Origin of the sequence: Butyricimonas sp. DFI.6.44 (assembly GCF_022132345.1) — a bacterium.
Lineage (GTDB): Bacteria > Bacteroidota > Bacteroidia > Bacteroidales > Marinifilaceae > Butyricimonas > Butyricimonas muris.
On record NZ_JAKNJD010000004.1, the window covers coordinates 102489 to 120452 of the forward strand.

The 17964-nt window shown below is 47.1% G+C and carries 15 protein-coding genes; 10 read left to right on the plus strand and 5 right to left on the minus strand.

Annotated features, from left to right (window positions below; genetic code table 11):
- The first annotated feature begins 96 nt into the window (after nt 1-96).
- The 10 genes from L0M98_RS07085 to L0M98_RS07130 all read left to right on the plus strand — a co-directional run bounded on the left by L0M98_RS07085 (nt 97) and on the right by L0M98_RS07130 (nt 12494).
- Complete coding sequence (locus tag L0M98_RS07085) at nt 97-690, plus strand: type 1 glutamine amidotransferase family protein (protein ID WP_227215410.1); 594 nt, start codon at nt 97-99, stop codon at nt 688-690.
- 296 nt (nt 691-986) lie between these two features.
- Nucleotides 987-1346, plus strand: coding sequence for an MmcQ/YjbR family DNA-binding protein (locus tag L0M98_RS07090; protein ID WP_186977854.1), 360 nt, complete (start codon nt 987-989; stop codon nt 1344-1346).
- Complete coding sequence (locus tag L0M98_RS07095; protein ID WP_227215409.1) at nt 1330-2097, plus strand: alpha/beta fold hydrolase; 768 nt, start codon at nt 1330-1332, stop codon at nt 2095-2097. Before L0M98_RS07090 ends, L0M98_RS07095 begins: the two co-directional genes overlap by 17 nt.
- A 63-nt stretch (nt 2098-2160) precedes the next feature.
- A complete protein-coding gene (locus L0M98_RS07100; RefSeq protein ID WP_099290120.1) occupies nt 2161-2718 on the plus strand; it encodes an RNA polymerase sigma-70 factor in 558 nt (185 codons plus the stop codon).
- Between the two features lie 286 nt (nt 2719-3004).
- Nucleotides 3005-4246, plus strand: coding sequence for a FecR family protein (locus tag L0M98_RS07105; RefSeq protein ID WP_227215408.1), 1242 nt, complete (start codon nt 3005-3007; stop codon nt 4244-4246).
- Nucleotides 4247-4344: 98 nt separating this feature from the next.
- Nucleotides 4345-8052 (plus strand): SusC/RagA family TonB-linked outer membrane protein, encoded by a 3708-nt coding sequence (locus tag L0M98_RS07110; protein ID WP_227215407.1) that lies wholly within the window; start codon nt 4345-4347, stop codon nt 8050-8052.
- Nucleotides 8053-8085: 33 nt separating this feature from the next.
- Nucleotides 8086-9690 (plus strand): RagB/SusD family nutrient uptake outer membrane protein, encoded by a 1605-nt coding sequence (locus tag L0M98_RS07115; protein WP_227215406.1) that lies wholly within the window; start codon nt 8086-8088, stop codon nt 9688-9690.
- 20 nt (nt 9691-9710) lie between these two features.
- Nucleotides 9711-10898: a TlpA disulfide reductase family protein gene (locus L0M98_RS07120; protein WP_227215405.1), complete on the plus strand. Its 1188-nt coding sequence runs from the start codon at nt 9711-9713 to the stop codon at nt 10896-10898.
- A gap of 21 nt (nt 10899-10919) precedes the next feature.
- Nucleotides 10920-12077 carry a TlpA disulfide reductase family protein gene (locus L0M98_RS07125; RefSeq protein WP_227215404.1) on the plus strand — a complete coding sequence of 386 codons (1158 nt, stop codon included), beginning with the start codon at nt 10920-10922 and terminating at the stop codon, nt 12075-12077.
- Between the two features lie 198 nt (nt 12078-12275).
- Nucleotides 12276-12494, plus strand: coding sequence for a DUF3791 domain-containing protein (locus L0M98_RS07130; protein WP_099290126.1), 219 nt, complete (start codon nt 12276-12278; stop codon nt 12492-12494).
- An 83-nt stretch (nt 12495-12577) separates the two neighbouring features.
- Here L0M98_RS07130 and L0M98_RS07135 read toward each other — a convergent pair whose 3' ends face one another.
- The 5 genes from L0M98_RS07135 to L0M98_RS07155 form a co-directional block, all read right to left on the minus strand.
- Nucleotides 12578-14059: a glycoside hydrolase family 10 protein gene (locus tag L0M98_RS07135; RefSeq protein ID WP_099290394.1), complete on the minus strand. Its 1482-nt coding sequence runs from the start codon at nt 14057-14059 to the stop codon at nt 12578-12580.
- A gap of 145 nt (nt 14060-14204) precedes the next feature.
- Nucleotides 14205-16052 carry a tetratricopeptide repeat protein gene (locus L0M98_RS07140; RefSeq protein WP_227215403.1) on the minus strand — a complete coding sequence of 616 codons (1848 nt, stop codon included), beginning with the start codon at nt 16050-16052 and terminating at the stop codon, nt 14205-14207.
- Nucleotides 16053-16613, minus strand: coding sequence for a peroxiredoxin family protein (locus L0M98_RS07145; protein ID WP_227215402.1), 561 nt, complete (start codon nt 16611-16613; stop codon nt 16053-16055).
- Nucleotides 16600-17646, minus strand: a complete 1047-nt coding sequence (locus L0M98_RS07150) for a BF3164 family lipoprotein (RefSeq protein WP_176554872.1) — start codon at nt 17644-17646, stop codon at nt 16600-16602. Before L0M98_RS07150 ends, L0M98_RS07145 begins: the two co-directional genes overlap by 14 nt.
- 7 nt (nt 17647-17653) lie before the next feature.
- Nucleotides 17654-17893: a hypothetical protein gene (locus L0M98_RS07155; protein ID WP_227215401.1), complete on the minus strand. Its 240-nt coding sequence runs from the start codon at nt 17891-17893 to the stop codon at nt 17654-17656.
- Nucleotides 17894-17964 lie beyond the last annotated feature (71 nt).

The window sequence follows — 17964 nt, forward strand, 5'->3', positions numbered from 1 at the left end:
TGATTCTAAGACAAAAAACAAAGAGAAAGGTTTATTGTTTCCATCCCTTGTTTGAAAAAATAGTTACTTTTGTTATTGGATAAAATGATAATTAATATGAAGCAAGAAGTTTTATTTATTATTCTGGATGGATATGCCGATTGGGAAGGGGCATTCCTCGCAACCGCGTTGAGTACCGGAGTTATGCCGGGCAGTGAAGTGAAATACACTGTAAAGACCGTCGCCCCGACTTTGGAACTCGTGCCCTCGATAGGGGGATTCCGCACGCAACCCGATTATAGTTTTGAAACCATGCCCGATGATTACGCGGCTTTGGTTCTGGTCGGCGGAACGAGTTGGTTTTCGCCCGAGGCGGAACAAGTAGTACCTATCGTCCGGAGAGCCTTGGAACGAGGGAAAATCGTGGGTGCGATTTGCAACGCTTCCGTCTTCATGGGTATCCACGGTTTCTTGAATGACGTGAAGCACACGAGCAACACGCTTCCCTACCTGAAACAATATGCCGGAGAACGGTACACGAATGAAGCGGGTTACATCGAGGCACAAGCCGTCGGCGACCGGAATATCGTGACCGCTAATGGCTGCGGGTACATCGAATTTACCCGTGAATTGCTGTTACTGCTGAAAGCCGACGAACCCGCTAGAATAGAGGAAGCCTGTGATTTTTACAAGAATGGATACGTGAGGTAGGGAAACGTTTGCTTTGGATTCTTTACATGAAAACCTATTTTTTGCTTTGGAATCATTACAAATATTGATTCCATTTGCTTTGGTTTTGTTACAAACGTGCTCATCTTCGCTCGCTTCATATTTTTATGTCTGATGCTCCGCACGACTTGGCAATCAGGGTTTGGAGCAATCGAATGAGCGTAGACGAAGTGAAAGAGTCTAGTACGGGAAAAATATTCAAGTTACTTAATATCCCTTATTACTACGTGGGCGTTTTGGATAAAATTTTGGATAACGTGTTATTATAAACTTTACCGATGAATATTGAAGAATACAGAGATTATTGCCTGTCTGTTAAAGGGGCGACGGAATGTATGCCGTTTGACGAGTACACCTTGGTCTATAAAATCATGGATAAGATGTTTACTTTTGCCCCGTTGCGCACTAAGGACGGACGATTCTGGGCGAACTTGAAATGTGATCCGGCTAAATCGGTGGAGTTGATGGAGCGTTACGAGGGGATTTTCTTTGGTTTCTATTCGGATAAAAAATATTGGATAACGGTATATCTGGAAAGTGATGTGCCCGATAAACTAATCAAAGAATTGATAAATCACTCGGTGGAAGAAGTGGTCAAAAAGCTGCCTAAAAAGAAAAGGGATGAATATAACGCGTAGATACGGGAGTGCCCCGTACTCCGTTGTTTTGGTTCATGGCGGACCGGGTGCTAAAGGTTCTTTAAAGCCTATGGCTGAAGAACTATCTTTACAAAACGGAGTGTTGGAACCATTCCAGACCCGCTATTCGATCGAGGAGTTGATACAGGAACTTCACGAGCAGGTTTGCCGTGAAACCGATGGGGCGGTGACTTTTGTCGGTCATTCATGGGGGGCATGGCTGATTATCTTGTTTGCCGTGCGATACCCGGAACGGGTAAAACAACTTGTGCTGGTCGGGTGTCCCCCTTTCGAGGAAAAGTATGTACCTCAAATCATGGATAATCGTTTGAAAAGACTTTCGCCGGGGGAGCGGGAACGTTTTGAAAGATGCCTGCGGGAATTATCGGGAAACGCCACGGATAAAGATATGGAAGAATTGGGTAAGTTCGTTGCCCAATGTGATAACTATCATGTATCGGATTTCACGAATGAATACGAACCGGACGGACAGATGTATGCACGGGTTTGGGCGGAGGCGGCAACACTCCGGCGGGAGGGATATTTCATGAAGATTCTTCCGCGGCTACGATCCGAAGTACACGTTATTCATGGCAGCTTGGACCCGCACCCGTTAGATGGAATAATCGAACCTTTGCGCGAGGCTAAAGTCAATTATGATCTACACGTGTTGGAACGTTGTGGGCATTCCCCGTTCTTGGAGATTGAAGCGAAAGAGGAATTTTATAAAAGTATCGGACGTGTTCTGTAAATCACGGGGTAAATAAGTTATTCCATTTTTTATTGTATTTTTGTAGAAGAAAATGGCGTTAATTTGGACACGAGAGAAGTAGATATAATTCAAGAATTTGCTCGCGGAGGGGAGAAAGCGTTCCGTGTGCTGTACGACAGGTACGTGGTTGCCTTGCGTTATTTTGCGGCGAAGTACGTGACAGACGAGGATGTGATCGAGGATGTCGTGCAGGATGCTTTCGTGGCGTTGTGGGAAAAAAGGATGGAATTTCGGGTGGAAAATGCCGTGAAGGCTTATCTCTATAAAGCAGTGCGGCACGATTGCTTGAATTTGCTCCGGCATCGGCAGGTGGAAAATAAATATGCCGAAAGGATGATTCGGGAAGGGGATGATTCGGAGTCTTTTCTCGATCAGATTCTGGAATCCGAGATATTTCAGGCTTTGCTTTCCGTGTTCGACGAACTGTCCCCCGCCTGCAAAGAGGTGTACCAAATGAGTCTGGACGGGTGTAGCCACGAGGAGATTGCCCGGAAATTGAATATTTCGGTTAATACCGTGAAAAAGCACAAGAATAACGCCAATCATTACATGAAAGAGCGTTTGAAAAATGTGTTGTCTATCCTGTTGTGGATTTCCTAAGAACGAGTTGCGTTAATCCTTAATTTTATAAAATAAGTAATATTTTACATTATATTGATTTGTACTTGCTTTATAGCATCTCCCATTCAACTCCTATTCAACTCCCATTCATCTCCTATTATAATAGGAAATAAATAGGAATTATTTAGTAATTGAATACAAATTTATTCAATTGAAATACTTTGTATGTAGTAGAAAGATAAATATCTTTTGGAGGATTACCCCTAAATTTTTTCAGAAATTGTAGCTATATAATAGCTTGATTTTTAGCGTAAAATAAAAAAGTATGAAAAAAAGTGTGTTTTGGTATTACACCAAACGCTACTTTGCGTGCTTTAGTATAAAACCAAAGAACAAAAGTATGCAAATACGGGATGACGATAGGATAAAACGATTGATTTTGAACCACGTGAAGGGTGAGTTGGATGACGCGGGTGAACGGGAGTTGAGGGCTTGGCGGGAAGCAAACGAAGAGCACGAAGAGATGTTTCAACGATTGGTGTCCACGCGGAATCTGGAAGAAGGATTCCGTCGGTTCGTGAAATCGCCGGAGGCGGAAAATCGGGCGTGGGAGAGGATTTTGAACCGGACGACACGCGGGGAACGGCGTGCGCGGAGATTGTCGTGGATTCGGTACGCGGCGATGTTTGCTTTACCGTTGGTTATCGGGGGAATTGTTTATTTTTCCCTGAATCGTGAGGGCGAGAAGGCACAGGTGGCTGTTGTGGCGGAAATAACTCCGGGGAAGGCAAAGGCTGAACTTATTTTGCCGGGTGGTGACAAGGTTTTGTTGACAGACGGGGCAAACCGGACGGTGGGGAACGGGGTAAGTAATGCAGGCGATACGTTGCGATATGAAGATGCGGAAGGGGGACAACCGGGCGGAGCGGAGGAATATCATTTGTTGCGGATACCGCGGGGCGGGGAATACACGCTCGTGCTGGCGGACGGGACAACGGTGTACCTGAATGCCGAGTCTGAGTTGAGGTATCCCGTGAAGTTCTCGGGCGAGAGGCGGAAAGTGTATTTGCGGGGAGAGGCTTACTTCGACGTGGTGCGTGATGAACAGAAGCCTTTCACGGTGGAGGCGAGAGGAGTGGAGGTATTGGTGTTGGGAACATCCTTCGGGGTACGGGCATACGAGGGAGAGGAAAACGTGTTGACCACGCTGGTGCAGGGACGGGTGGACGTGTCGGCAGAAGGACAGCGTGTGAAGTTGATACCCGGACAACAGGCTGATTTCAATCGGGAGAGCGATCGGTTGACGGTGGCGGAAGTGGATGTAGAGTTGTATGTCGGTTGGAAGGACGGGCGATTGGTGTTTGATAATCAACCGCTATCTGTCATCTTGGATGAATTGGGACGCTGGTACTCGTTCGACGTGACTTACGCTAACGAGGAGTTGAAGCGGATTCCTTATTCGGTGAATATCAAGAAGCACGAGGATATCGCTCACGTGTTGAAGTTTATCGAACGGACGGGAAAGGTAAAATTTGAGATTAATAAGAATAAAATTGTAGTGAAATAAAAACAAAAGAGCGGTGCTGCAAACACTGCCCCTTGTCAAACTTTTCAATCCTGCTGCAAACAGGTGTTGAAATATTGTCGAATCTTAAACACAAAGTTATGGAAAAAAAATGTTATGCCTACATGGATAGGCATAGAAAATTAATGAAGTTGATTTTAATGATGAAAGCGACGTTTATTTTATCGGTTTTGTTCGCGCTGCAAGTGCATGCCGGAGCCTATTCTCAGGAGGTACGAATGAGCATGGAGTTGGAGAGTGCCTCGATGAAACAGATCATCAACGAGATTAAATCGCGGACGGAGTTTAGTTTCGTGTACAGTGATGCCGATTTGAGGGGTATTGAAAATCGGAATGTCGTGTTTAAAGATGCCACGGTGGAGGAGATTTTGGCAACTTGCTTGAAAGGCACGGGGTTGAAGTTTTCGATCGAGGAGAAGACAATCGTGATTTGGAAGGAGGCTGTTCAGCAGCAGAAAGAAGTGGAGGAAAGGATTGTCAGGGGAGTGGTGGTCGACAAGCAGGGAATCCCGCTGCCGGGAACGACTATCGTGTTGAAGGGAACGGCTTCGGGAGTCGTGGCGGATTCGACGGGTGGTTTCCAGATTCGTTTGCCGGAGAAAGGGCCGCATGTGCTTGTTTTCTCGTTCGTGGGCATGAAGAAGCAGGAGATCGCGGTGGAGAAAAAGGAATTTATCCGGGTGACAATGGAGGAGGATAGCGAGAACTTGGACGACGTGGTGGTTACCGGTTACCAGACGATTTCCAAGGAGCGTGCCACGGGTGCTTACTCGATCGTGGATGCGGAGACATTGGGGCGGAAACCGACGTCCAATCTTGCGCAAGCGTTGGTCGGGTTGGTACCGGGATTGACGGTGGTGAGCGCACCGGTGGACGGACAGGTACGATTCGCTATCCGGGGACAAGGTACTATATCGCAAGTCAGTATGGGTGATGCAAATTTTAAGGCGGATAACGATCCGCTGATCGTGGTGGACGGGTTTCCCATCAGTGGTTATATGCTTGAAAGTGATCCGTTTGCGTCGATTAACCCGAACGACGTGGAGTCTGTGACGGTGTTGAAGGATGCGGCAGCGACTTCCATTTACGGGGCGCGTGCGGCGAACGGGGTAATCGTGATTACCACGAAGAAAGGCAAGGCAAAGAGCAAGTTGGAAATTTCGGCGGATGCATATTGGTCGGTGAGTTCCCGGGCGGATTTGGATTATTTGTTTAACATGGCGTCGGCGGAGAATCAGTTTCGTTTCGAGGAATTGATGCACAAGTACAAACCGATTAATTTTGCAGGTAACGACCCTTACATGCGAGCTTCCGCACGGAGGCGGTATATGTCGGCTCCATACAGTATGCTGTACGAGCGGGATAATAGGAAGAATCTTACCGCGGGGGAGTACGATGCTAAAAAACAGGAGCTTATTGAGCGAGGAAACAGCGGGACGTGGAAAGATGATTTGAACGAGTATATTTTCCGGCGTATGGTGCGTCAGCAGTATAACGTGTCGTTGCGGGGTGCCGCCGATAAGTTGGATTACGCTTTTTCGGCTTCTTATGATGACGAGGATAGTTACCTGCAAGAGAATGGCAAACGGCGCGTGTTGCTGAATCTGGCGAGTAACGCCCGCTTGACGAGGAACCTGACGTTCGAGTTCGCGGTGAACACGATGTTCAGCCGGGAGGAGAATAACGGAACGAGTGTTGTTGGCGTGCGGGAATGGCTTAGCCCGTGGACTCGTTTGAAGGATGACGAAGGGAATTTCACGCATATATCGACCTCGCGGACTGTGTACGAGCCTCTGTTGATGTCGGAGGAATATTATGCCGGCAAGACTCCGGTGGACTGGACGTATAATCCTGTTGCCGATAGGGAATACACGGATAACTATTCGAAGACGATGAATTACAGGGTACAAGGTGGTTTCGAGTACCGGACGGACTGGGGACTGAACGTGAGTGCCAAGGGACAGTACGAGCACCGCAAGTACGACAAGCACGTGTCTTACGAGCCGGAATCGTTTTTCGTGAGGGATTTGTATAATACTTATTCTGCGTTGGGCGAAACGGGGCGGTATGTTTCTTATTTCCCGACCGGGGGCGTGTTCTCGAACGAGGGGCACACGTACGAGGCTTATAATTTGCGCGGGCAGGCTGATTACAGTCTGACGAAAGATAAACACGCGTTTAACGTGCTGGCGGGTACGGAGGTTATTTCCGCCACGACGGAGGCAGACCCGAAAGTGACGCGTTACGGGTATAATAAATATACCAATTCCGTGTTGACGGAGCTGGATTACGTGACGAAGAAAAACAATATTTTCGGGGTATCTTCGTATATGCCCTTCGAGAAGTTGGGGAGCCTATCGACATTGGAAGACCGTTTTTTCTCGGTGTACGCGAACGCGGCTTATACTTATGACAACCGTTATTCGGTGACTGCCAGTTTCCGCACGGATGCTTCCAATTTTCAAGCGGAAGACGTGCGTGATAAGTTTTCCCCGTTCTGGTCGTTCGGTGCTAGTTGGTTGATTTCAAACGAGCGGTTCATGGAACGGGCTTCTTGGATAGACCAGTTGAAGTTGCGTGCATCGTACGGTATCGCGGGTGTGGCGGCAGGCAAGTCGGGGACGTCCAGCGTGACGACGGTGGCAGTGCACCCGGGTAGCCTTATTTATTCCGGGGGAGAATCTTTTAACACGATAGCGGAACGCGGCAACAATACACTGACGTGGGAGAAGTCGCGGACGCTGAATATCGGTGTGGATATGGCGTTTTTCGGGCATAAACTGAGCGGTAGCGCGGAGTTTTATAACAAATATTCTTATGACGTGTTGGCGAACACGACGGTACCGGTGATTTCGCAGGGTGTGGAGTCTATGTTGTTGAATAACGCGGAAATTGTGAACCGGGGCGTGGAGTTTTCAATCGGTTCGGACTTGTCTATCACGGGAGATTTGAGCTGGAGCGGGATACTGAATTATTCGTACAACCACAACGAATTGAAAAAATTCGGTTTCACGGGTCCTTATCTGGCGGTTGGTAACTCTTATGTCGTGGGGCGTCCGATCGGTTCTTTCACCGTTCTGAAACCGGTGGGGTATTCGCCGGAAGGCTACGTGTTGCTGGGCGGGAAAGACGGTTCACGGGAACCCATTTTGGATGATGAATCTTCTCACATGATGGATTTTGTGACTCCCCGGGAAGGGCAAACGCTTGGTGATAATAACTGGGCTTACTATTTGGGAACGATGGAACCGAAAAGCACGCTGAGTTTCAGTAATATGTTCACATGGAAAGGGGTGACACTCTCTTTCATGCTCACGGGGCAGTTCGGTTATTATGTTATGACGAGTTATAATGACAGTTTCTCGCCCAATAGCAGAAATCTTGCTGCTTATTCTAAACGTCTGGACAAGGCTTTTGAGGTATATGACAAGGGGTATGCCAATCAGGCATCTTATTCCGAATTGCCGCTCTATAACGATGATAATAAACCTAATTTCTTGAGTGGTAATGGATATTCGTCCATGATACAGGTTAGCACGTATTTCAGAAACAATTTTATAAAAGGAGATTATATCCGTTTGAACGAGGTGTTTCTGGGGTATGACTTGCCGCAAAGCCTGTTGTCGAAACAGGGGGTGTTCAGCCGTATCCATGTTTACGCGCAGGCGAGCAACTTGGGATTGATTTGGAGCGCGAACGGGAAAATGGATCCTGATTACCCGCTTGGGAGTCTAAAGCCAATGCCTGTTTTCACGTTTGGGGTGAAACTCGGTTTCAAGAGTTGGTAAAATGAGTATGAATGGATAAAAACAGTAAGGAATATGAGAAAAATATATACAATCATTGCCTTGTTGGGAGCCTTGGTAATGGCTTCGTGCAGTGATTTTCTGGATGAGACCACGGACAAGTCGGGCAGCGCTTACATATACCACATGGACCAGCTCTATGGGCTGACCGGAAGTATCGATCTTTATTTGTTTGAACGGGTTGATGATGTAACGGGGGAAGGTACTTCTTCTGGTGCTTACTTGACGGAAGCTCTTCCGTTGACGGACGCGGTGGAGTTGACACCGGAGTTTTACGTGCACGGGTTGCGGGCAAGTGAACCGACCACGTACGAGTCATATTGCTGGCAGGGAGAGACGTTGATGACATCGATGTGGATGATGTGGACTTGGACTCCGGTTTGGGAACGAATTTATCGTTTTAACACGGTGCTGGAGTATCTGGATAAGGTGATTCAGACGACGGAAGCTATCCATGATCAAGTGGAAGGCGAAGCTCGTTTCGGGAGGGCGTATTACCACTTTATGCTGTTGACGCAGTATTGTTTGTGGGGAGACGATAAACCGGGTATCGGTTATCGGGATAATGCCACGGCGGGAGAAGTTCCCGGACGGAAAACGGTGGGCTACACGCTGGAACGTATCTACGAGGATTTGAGGCTGGCGGAAAAGGCGTTGACTAAAGCGGGGCGCACGACGTTTGACAAGGCGCATAATTTCCGCCCGACGGTGCCGACCGTGCAGGCATTCCGGGCGCGGGTAGCCCTGTACAGGGGAGATTACGAGCTGGCATTGTCGAATGCGACGGAGGCGTTGAAAGCTCATAATACTCTGGTGGATTTTAAGAATGAACCTGAATACGAGTTGGAAGAGTGGAATTGGATTAGCGTGTTGGATGAAGAAGGTGAGCCGATGGATGAAATAGTCGTGAGTTCGATGTTTGAACTGGATGATATGGATACGGAGGCGGTGGCGAAGTACGAGGAGTTGTATTTGCCCAACGTGTCTTGGGAAGGATTGGGTGGCACTTGCCCGATTTCCGAGTCTTTTTATGAGCTTTGGGACCGGGAGAATGATGCCCGCTGGATTCATTTCTATAGCTCTTGTACGCCTCTTTTGATGACCGGTGAGAATTTGGTTGAAATGGATACGAATACTTTCGAGCAATATATCAGTTATGAAAACTGGCAATATTTGAAACCTTGGAATCTATACAGTTATTCGCGTTTCGCGGGTAATTCGCTTATCGGCATGACGACGGCGGAGATGTACTTGATTAAGGCGGAGTGTGAGGCCCGGGGCGGACACGAGGGAACCGCGGCAGAGACGTTGAAGACGTTGCGTCGCACCCGCTTTATGGACGATGTGTCTGCTGAGGCAGGGGTTACCGGTAGCGTGCAGGAGGTGTTGGACGAGCGTTTGCGCGAGATGGGAGCTTTCTGGCGGTTCTATGATGTTAAACGTCTGAACGGGGCGGAAAATGCCGGTATCTATGTTCGCCGCGAGATTTTGACAGACCCGACTGATTTGAGTACTCGCGTGCAATTGGAAATAGCTCCGGATGACCCGCGTTGGGCATTGCCTTTCTACACGTTTGAAGCGGCGACCATGGGTTGGGAACAGAATGGAGGTTGGAAATAATAATGAATTGATTTTATCGGATGAAAACAAGTATGTTTGTTGTGCTTGCAAGCCTGTTTCTGGCTTGCGGCACACCCAAGGACGGGTATGTGCTAAAGGGAAATTTGAAAAACGCTGGGAACGGGTACGCGGTGATCTCCGTGACCGACCACGCGGGTGCATCAGTGATAGCGGACACAGCCGAGATGAACGGGGGAAAGTTCCGTTTCGCAGGTAAGACGCCTTTCGTGGCAGCATGTTCTTTGCGGGTGGCACCCGAAGGAAAAGAGGTGTTGGATATGCTTATCGTGTTGGAAAATAGCCCGATTGAGTTGCAAGGCGACTGGGTAAATCTGGAAAGGAATGCCGGGGGGAGTTTCTTTATCCGGGATATGAAGGTCACGGGCGGTAAGAACACGGAGGTGTGCAATCTTCTGGATGAAGTGTATTTCTCGTTACGGAAATTGCCGGAGTTCAAGGATTATGAACGGTTGGAAAAGTGGTTCGCTTCGTTGGATGACAACGCGGAGTTGACGGACGAGGTGATGCGGAAGGCGGATACGTTGCAGGTGCTGGAGGATCGTTTTCGAGAGTTGATGTTTACAAGGCAACTGGAAATCATGGCGGCACATCCGTCGTCGGAAGCGGCAGCGTTGTATTTGACACCCATGATAGGCGGCATGGAACTGGAAGAGTTTGAACGGGTTTTCGGGCTGTTTGACGAGGCGGTGCGGAACAGCGAGATGTTGACCGAAATACGCGAGGAATTGGAAACCCGCCAGCGTTTGTCTCCGGGACGGATGGCTCCCGTGTTCTCGTTGGCACAGCGTGACGGGCAGGTGCTGTCGCTTGCCGATTTACGCGGTAAGGTGGTGTTGGTGGACTTTTGGGCGAGCTGGTGCGGTCCGTGTCGTGCGCTCTTTCCTTGGTTGAAGGAGTTTTACAAGAAGTATCACGACAAAGGGGTGGAAATTCTCGGTGTCAGCGTGGATAAGGACGTGAAGGCGTGGGAAAAAGCACTGGACGCGGAAAAATTACCGTGGTTGCACGTGCGGGACAAGAAGCTCTCGGGTGGAAAGCATACGGCAAGTGACTTGTATGACGTGACGGGTATTCCGCACTTGGTGTTGATTGACCAGGAGGGAAAAATAGTCAAATGCGGTTATCTGGAGTATGAATTGGAGGAGTTGGTAAATGGATTATTAATGGATAAGGAAATAGGGAAGTAATTAATTTAAAAAAGAATAGAGATGAAAAAATGTTTGATATTATTGGTAATGAGTGTGCTATTCGCTTGTAACAGCCAAGCGGGGTACGTGTTGAAAGGTGTGTTTAAAGGTGCGGGAAACGGTAACGCGATTTTGACGATGCATGCTAAAGGAGGGTTGGTGATTTGTGACACGGTGAAGATGAAGGGGGGAAAGTTCGTGTTCGAGGGAGAGGTGCCGTGTGTGGGATTTGCCTTGGTGACGGTGGCTCCGGAGGGGAAGGAGGCGGTTCAGATGAGAGTGGCTTTGGAGAACAGTAAGATAGAGATGCGGGGGGATTGGAGAAACGTGGGAATAAACGAGGAAGAGGAATTGGTTATCAAGGGAATGACGGTTACCGGTTCTAAAAATAATGATGTAAATGAGGAGATTAATAAACAATGGTACGTGGTGGAGGCAATGCCGGAGTTCAAGAAATACGCGGAGTTGGCAAAAATGGTATTCGATGCTCCAGAAACGTTAGAGGATACAACGTTTTATTGGGTGTATAGAAAGGAGTTTGACGCGTATATGGCACGGGTAAAGGAAGAGCAGTTGAAGATTATGGCGGCTAACCCGTCCGTGGAAACGGCTGCTTATAACTTGAATTTCATGATGAACGAAATGTCATTGGAGCAGTTGGAACAAGTTTTCGGCTTGTTTGACGAGAAGGTGCGGGAGAGTGAGCTGGTGAAAGAAGTGCGAGATTGTATCGAGTTGAGGCAACGGATTGAACCGGGACGTCCGGCACCCGAGTTCACGTTAGCACGGCGGGACGGTTCTTTGTTGAGTTTGTCTGATTTCCGGGGTAAAGTGGTGGTGCTTGATTTTTGGGCAAGCTGGTGTAAGCCGTGCCGCGCTTCTTTTCCTTGGGTGCGGGAGTTTTACAAGGAGTACAAGGACAAGGGCGTGGAGATTGTCGGGGTGAGCATCGACAAGAATAGAGCCTCGTGGGAGAAAGCATTGGACGAGGAGCAATTACCATGGCCGCAGGTGATTGACGAATGGGTGAAAGACACTTATCGCGTGGGAGGTTTGTTCTACGTGCGCGCTGTCCCGATGTTCGTGATTGTGGACAAGGAAGGGAAAATCGTGGTGCGGGCACACATGGAGAGTAAAGAAGAGTTGTCGGCAGTGGTGGAAAAGGCGTTGAAGAAATAGAAATATTGATATCGCAAGCATGTGAACAATTTAAATATTAGCAGCTTCTCGGAATTGTGCATGCTTGCGAATTTTTCAATATGCTCTGTTTGGGGAGTATATTTGTTGCTGAATTAGAAAAAAGTACGGTTCAAATGTCCGGTTGAACTGTACTTTTTGTATTTTTGTGTGTATCAAATTATTTAATATCTATCCACGATGAATGATAAATATAAAATACCTTATATGAATGCTTGCATTCGTGCTTTTGCCAAACGCTTTCAGCTTTCGGTTAAAAGTGCGTTTTTGTATTTGTATCATTTCAAAGGAATTCATTTTTTGGATGAGTTCTACGAAACGGAGCATCTTCAGTCTATAGATGATGCGGTGGATGATCTGATTGTTTTATGTCGCAAAAATGGAGGGCAATTGCAATGATACTTTATCATGGGACAAATGTAGATTTTGATAGGATTGATATATCTTACAGCTACTTATCTATAATGTTTTTCATGTGAAAATTATTTAAGTTTTATCTTTTTCCCTTTTGACTCGTTGTGGAAGCGGTCGACGGCGGTGATCACGTAACGGTATTTTGTTCGGGGAAGCGGTAGGTAGCATTCCGTGTAGTGCGTGATGGCGGCTATTTTGGAGGGATCGTTGAGGTTGATGCTTTCTTTCGGGGCGAAGCGGTAGATCACGAAATACTGGGGATTGCGGGGATCTTCACGGTCGCCGACGGAGAACCATTTCACGGTGTAGCCTTTGTCCGTGCGTTTGGCACGGGGTTTGGCGATTTTCTTTGGCCGTCCGTTGTACATGTGCGTGTAGGCGGGAATCAATGCCGGGTAGCGGTGGTAATGTTCACGGAGGCTGTCGGCGATGCCCTCGTTATTCCATAATATCTCGTTGGCAGGCCAGAAGCAATTGCCTTTCACGTGGCGTAGGGAACGGGCGGTTTCCATTTTGGTGGTCAGGTCGCCGGCTTTCATGGTGCGTGCCACGTCTTGTCCCAAGTAAAGGTGGATATCGTGGGCGTTTTTGTCCCACCATTTGGCAAGGGTGATGTAGTCTGCTGCCGGGTGTCCGATTTCCCAGTACACTTGGGGGATATTGTAGTCAATCCATTTTTTCTTGACCCATAGCGTCACGTCCGCGTACAGGTTGTCATAATTCTGCAACCCGTTGGTATTGCTTCCGCTACCGTCTGGCGTGTTTTGTTTGTTGCGATATATCCCGAAAGGACTGATGCCGAAGCGTACCCACGACTTTGTCTTCACGATCGTGCGTTTCAACTCCCGGATTAATTGATTCACGTTTTCCCGTCGCCAGTCGTCCCGTTCGTCCTCGGAGTATCCTTTCTTCAACCCGTAAGCGCGAAAGCTGTTATCGTCGGGAAAAGGCATTCCGTTCACGGGATAGGGGTAGAAATAGTCGTCCATGTGAATGGCGTCCACGTCATAGCGGCTCACGATATCTTCCACCACCCGGCAGATGTATTTCCGACAGGCGGGGATACCGGGATCGAAAAGTAATTGCTTGTTGTAAGTGACGAACCATTCGGGATGCTCGTGATAAACGTGCGTTTCCGCTAACGTGGCAGTCCCCGACGTGCATGCCCGGAAGGGATTCAGCCAAGCGTGAAATTCCATGTTCCGTCGGTGGCACTCTTTGATGAGAAATGCCATCGGGTCGAAGAACGGTTCCGGCGCTACACCTTGTTTGCCGGTGCAGAAACGGCTCCACGGTTCAATCTCGGAGTGATACCACGCGTCGGCTTCCGGTCGTACTTGAAAGACAATGGCGTTGATTCCGCATTCTTGCAGGTAATTCAGCTTGCGGATAAAGTCGACTTTCATCTCGTCCGGCGACATTTTGGCGTATTCACTCTGGAACACGGTTTGTATCCATGCCCCGCGAAATTCGCGCTTCGGGTAATCCTGCGCGGAGAGGAGCGTGATGCCGAGAATCGTGGTGAAAAGGAACGATAATATATATTTCATGGTTTGTGTCATTGATTTAGAATGTCGCGAATATACGGATTTATGGGTACAAAAAAGAAAGGGAGACTTAGAATGTCTCCCCAAAGTGATGGATTTAGATGTACTATGGTGTGAAATGGACCAGAACGGTCCGAGGATGGCTCTTTTAATGGATACTCTTGATGAGCGATTCCATTTGTGCTTTCATTTCTTGTGTTTCTTTTGATTCCTTTTTTGGTTTTTGAGTGATTACTTGTCGGGCGCATTGCAAGGTCTTGTCATGTAATCCCATTTCGTGGTAAAGATTTGCCAGCAAATAATTGGGATACACGAGGCTAGGCGTCATGTAATGGGCCTTCCGGAAGTTCTGTTCGGCGAGCTTGTACTCTCCCATGGCCTGATAGTTTTTCCCGATGATGTTGTATATTACCGGGGTGGATACAGATTGTAATACTTCTCGGAGAACAGCGATGCTGTCTTCGTATCGGCCTGTTTGGGAGAGTGCTTGCCCGTATTCGATAAGAAATCCGGGATGTCTTAGATTCTTTGCCAGCGGGGCGTATATATTAACCGCAGTCGCGTATATCTTCATGTTGTAATATAGTTTTCCTTCTGCCCATGCGCGGTAGGAGTTGTATTTTCTCATTTCGGGGAAGGCGGTGAAAAGCACCAAGCCTGCCAACGCGAGATAAATTACTTTGAAACTCAGTCCGGCTTTTTCTTGACGGGCTTCCCGGGGGGCGCACAAGGCGAGCAAGAGCATCAGGATGATGGCTAACGGTAATGATCTGATTGGGGAGGACATCAGTCCTGCCATAGAGAGCGAAATTAATGCACCTAGGGTAGCTAACTTCTCCGGGTATCGTTTTAAACTTCGGATACTTTTTATAAGAATCGTGGCGACAAACCCGAGGATAAGTAATAATCCCAGCAATCCGGTTTCCGCCGTGATACGGACAATGTCACTGACCGGGTAACACGGCGTGTTGGCCAATGCCAGTTCTCTTTCTGTCCGGTTGCCGTGTTCGAAATAGTAAGACTGGGCATCCCCGTATGCTTTTTGGAAGTTCCCGATACCAATGCCGAATAACGGGTTTTCCGTCAGCACGTTCATGGATATTTTCCACGCCAGAAGGTTTTCGTCCACTGGATCTTTTCGGAATTTGTAATAGCCGCCCACGATACCGGTGCTGATAATCAGCACGCTGAGCAAGAGGGTTATTCTTTGTTTTTGTGTCTGTAAGCGTTTGATAAAAGCGTGCATGTTGAATTTGAAATACAGAACAACACTGCATCCGCACGCCGCGGTGAGCCACGCGATGGCTTCCCCTGTAAAAGGCATGATAGATAGTATGCCCAACAAGGAGAGGGCTGATAGCACGAACAACATGATCTCGTCGATGATTTCCGGCTTTGCTTGTTCGGTATAAGACGGTGTCGAGAATTTGGCACTTAATCTTTGATATAGTGTGATTGTCCAGTAAAGCGCAATCGGGGTAATCGAGGCCAAGTATACGGCATAAGCGTATCGGGTGTCGAAGGACCCGGATAATTGAAATTTTGTTTGCATTTCCGGGATATAAGCGTACAATTGGCAGTATCCCCAAATGACTTCAAATAAAGCGAGTGCGATCAGAACGAATTGAAATGTCTTGATCGATTTTTTATTGTAAGAAAGATAGATATCGAAGAAAAAATAGGAAATGACTATTAGCAGAAATACTTCCGCGTTCATCATTTCCTGATTGGAGTTACGGGATATGCCAATAATCACTACAGTCAAAATCCCTATTATGATAGTTTTGGTTTCATCGACTCTCGTGGTCGATTTCCTGTAAAAAGCCAGAATGATTGAAATGACTCCGGTTATACACATGAAAGTGTAGAACCAAAAACGTTTGGCAACAACGATCCCGTTCATGCTTTCCGAATCGATAACCAGCATCGTGGCAATCAATAGAAGGAAGCTCATGAAGGACAGGAAATTCACTGTGTTGTTAATCCATTGTGTCATTTAATTTTTTATACTAATTTGTTGTTTGTACAGTTTCCACAGCGAGTTGTTTCTCGCCGGGCTACCGATTAACACGACCTTTTGTTCCCGGTCGAGTAGGAATGTTTGAAATTCGGGGTCGTGCGGCAGGTTCGGATTCGCCTTCCACAGGGCATTGTCCGTGTCGTAAAATATCAAGTGATTGAATTTGTTCTTCACGGCAAATGCCGATACGGCCTCGAAATTCTTGGCGTGGACGATAAAGATAAAATTCACTTTATCTTGTTGTCCGGCTATATCTTTCACGCGTAAGTGCCAGTCATGTAATTTCATGTTACATTCCGTGCACCCGGTAGAATCAAAAAAAGTAAGAACGCTGTATTCTTTATCCAATAGTTCCGTGAGCGTGACGGTTGTATCTCTCCCGAGGATTTTAGCCACCGGGGAGGTGGGAAACGTGATTGTTTTCCCGTACCATTCTTCAATTACTTTTCGGGCTTTGTAATCCTTGGAATGGCATCCCCCGAGGAGGATGAACATCCCAAGGTACAAAACTCTCACACGGAAATTAATCCAATGCATATTTAATCAACACTGAATTCGGATGGTTTGTCAAGCCATAAATGGCGTTTTCTTCTTTACAAAAGGAAATAGAGGTGAACGGATTCCCTAGTAAATAGGTGTGAACGTGATTGCCCTCCCAGTCGAACACTACAATCCGTTCACCATAGCCTATCTTCTCTTTGTATTTATTGTAACTTCTCCCAGAATAGAGGGCAAATATGTATTCATCAGATACTTCAATATCAACAAACCCGAAGAGATTGTCTGTGGAATACGCGACGGGCTTTCTCCTGGTACTCTTGACCGTGGCTTTTGGAGAATAGAGATTTTGCTCGGTGATGCGAGTGATGGTGTTGCAAGGTATGAGAGAGCATAAATCTATGATACCGCTTTGCATATTCGCACAGACAAATTTCGTTCCATCAGGTTTTATCTTTATGATATTACTTGCAAATAAGATGCTTTTCTGGGAATTGTCGGCGTTCCGATAATTCGGGTAGGGAAGGAAGAAATTTTCTTGCCCGTTTTCCAGTAAAGCGTAACGCTGGTCGAACATACCCGTTGCCACGATGGTGGAACCCCATTTGGCTGCGCACAAGTGTTTCTTGTCCGTGGGCACGGGGGTAAAGGTAGGACCGAATCCGGCTTGTCCTAGTTGATTCATGTCGAACTCGACCATTCGGTTGTTCCCGAAGTCATAGGCTGACAAGATTCCTTTCTCGTCAAGATGCATCGTTAAGATGTACAAACCTTGGTTACCGCCTAAGCCTGTCGGGAGGTAATTTCCCAACAATGTTCCGTCTTGTTTGTATATGGAAATCTTGTTCAACCCTTCCCGGTCAAGCACGATAAGTATAGAATCTTTCTTGATTACTTTTGTCGGGTTTATAATGCCCAGCTTTTGTAGATTGATTTTTGTATCCAACCTGTCTAGTGAGACAGCACGACTCATGCTAAACAAAGGATTCTGCTCTTTCGGCACAGTCCGAACTTCATCAGAACAACTGTAGGCGAAAGCAACGGCTAATAGTATAAATAATGCCTTTTTCATGTTCATGTTATTTTACATCGAGGGCAAGTCCCGGGTAAAATACAGGATTTTGATCTTTATCGTAATACATACAAAGTGACCCTATAACAATGCATGGGTTTTCATCCCCACCTTCATTTTCTCCAAATGCCTCGATATTTTTTAATTTTATATCTATATTCGTGGCATCATTCCTTAGAGTAACATTCACTAATGTTAGTCCGAGGACTACTGATACAAACAATATACTAATAATAATTTTTTTCATTATATTGAGCGTTTTGATGTGTTACAAAAATATAGGGAAAATTTGAGATAAATTGTTCCTCATTTGTTCCT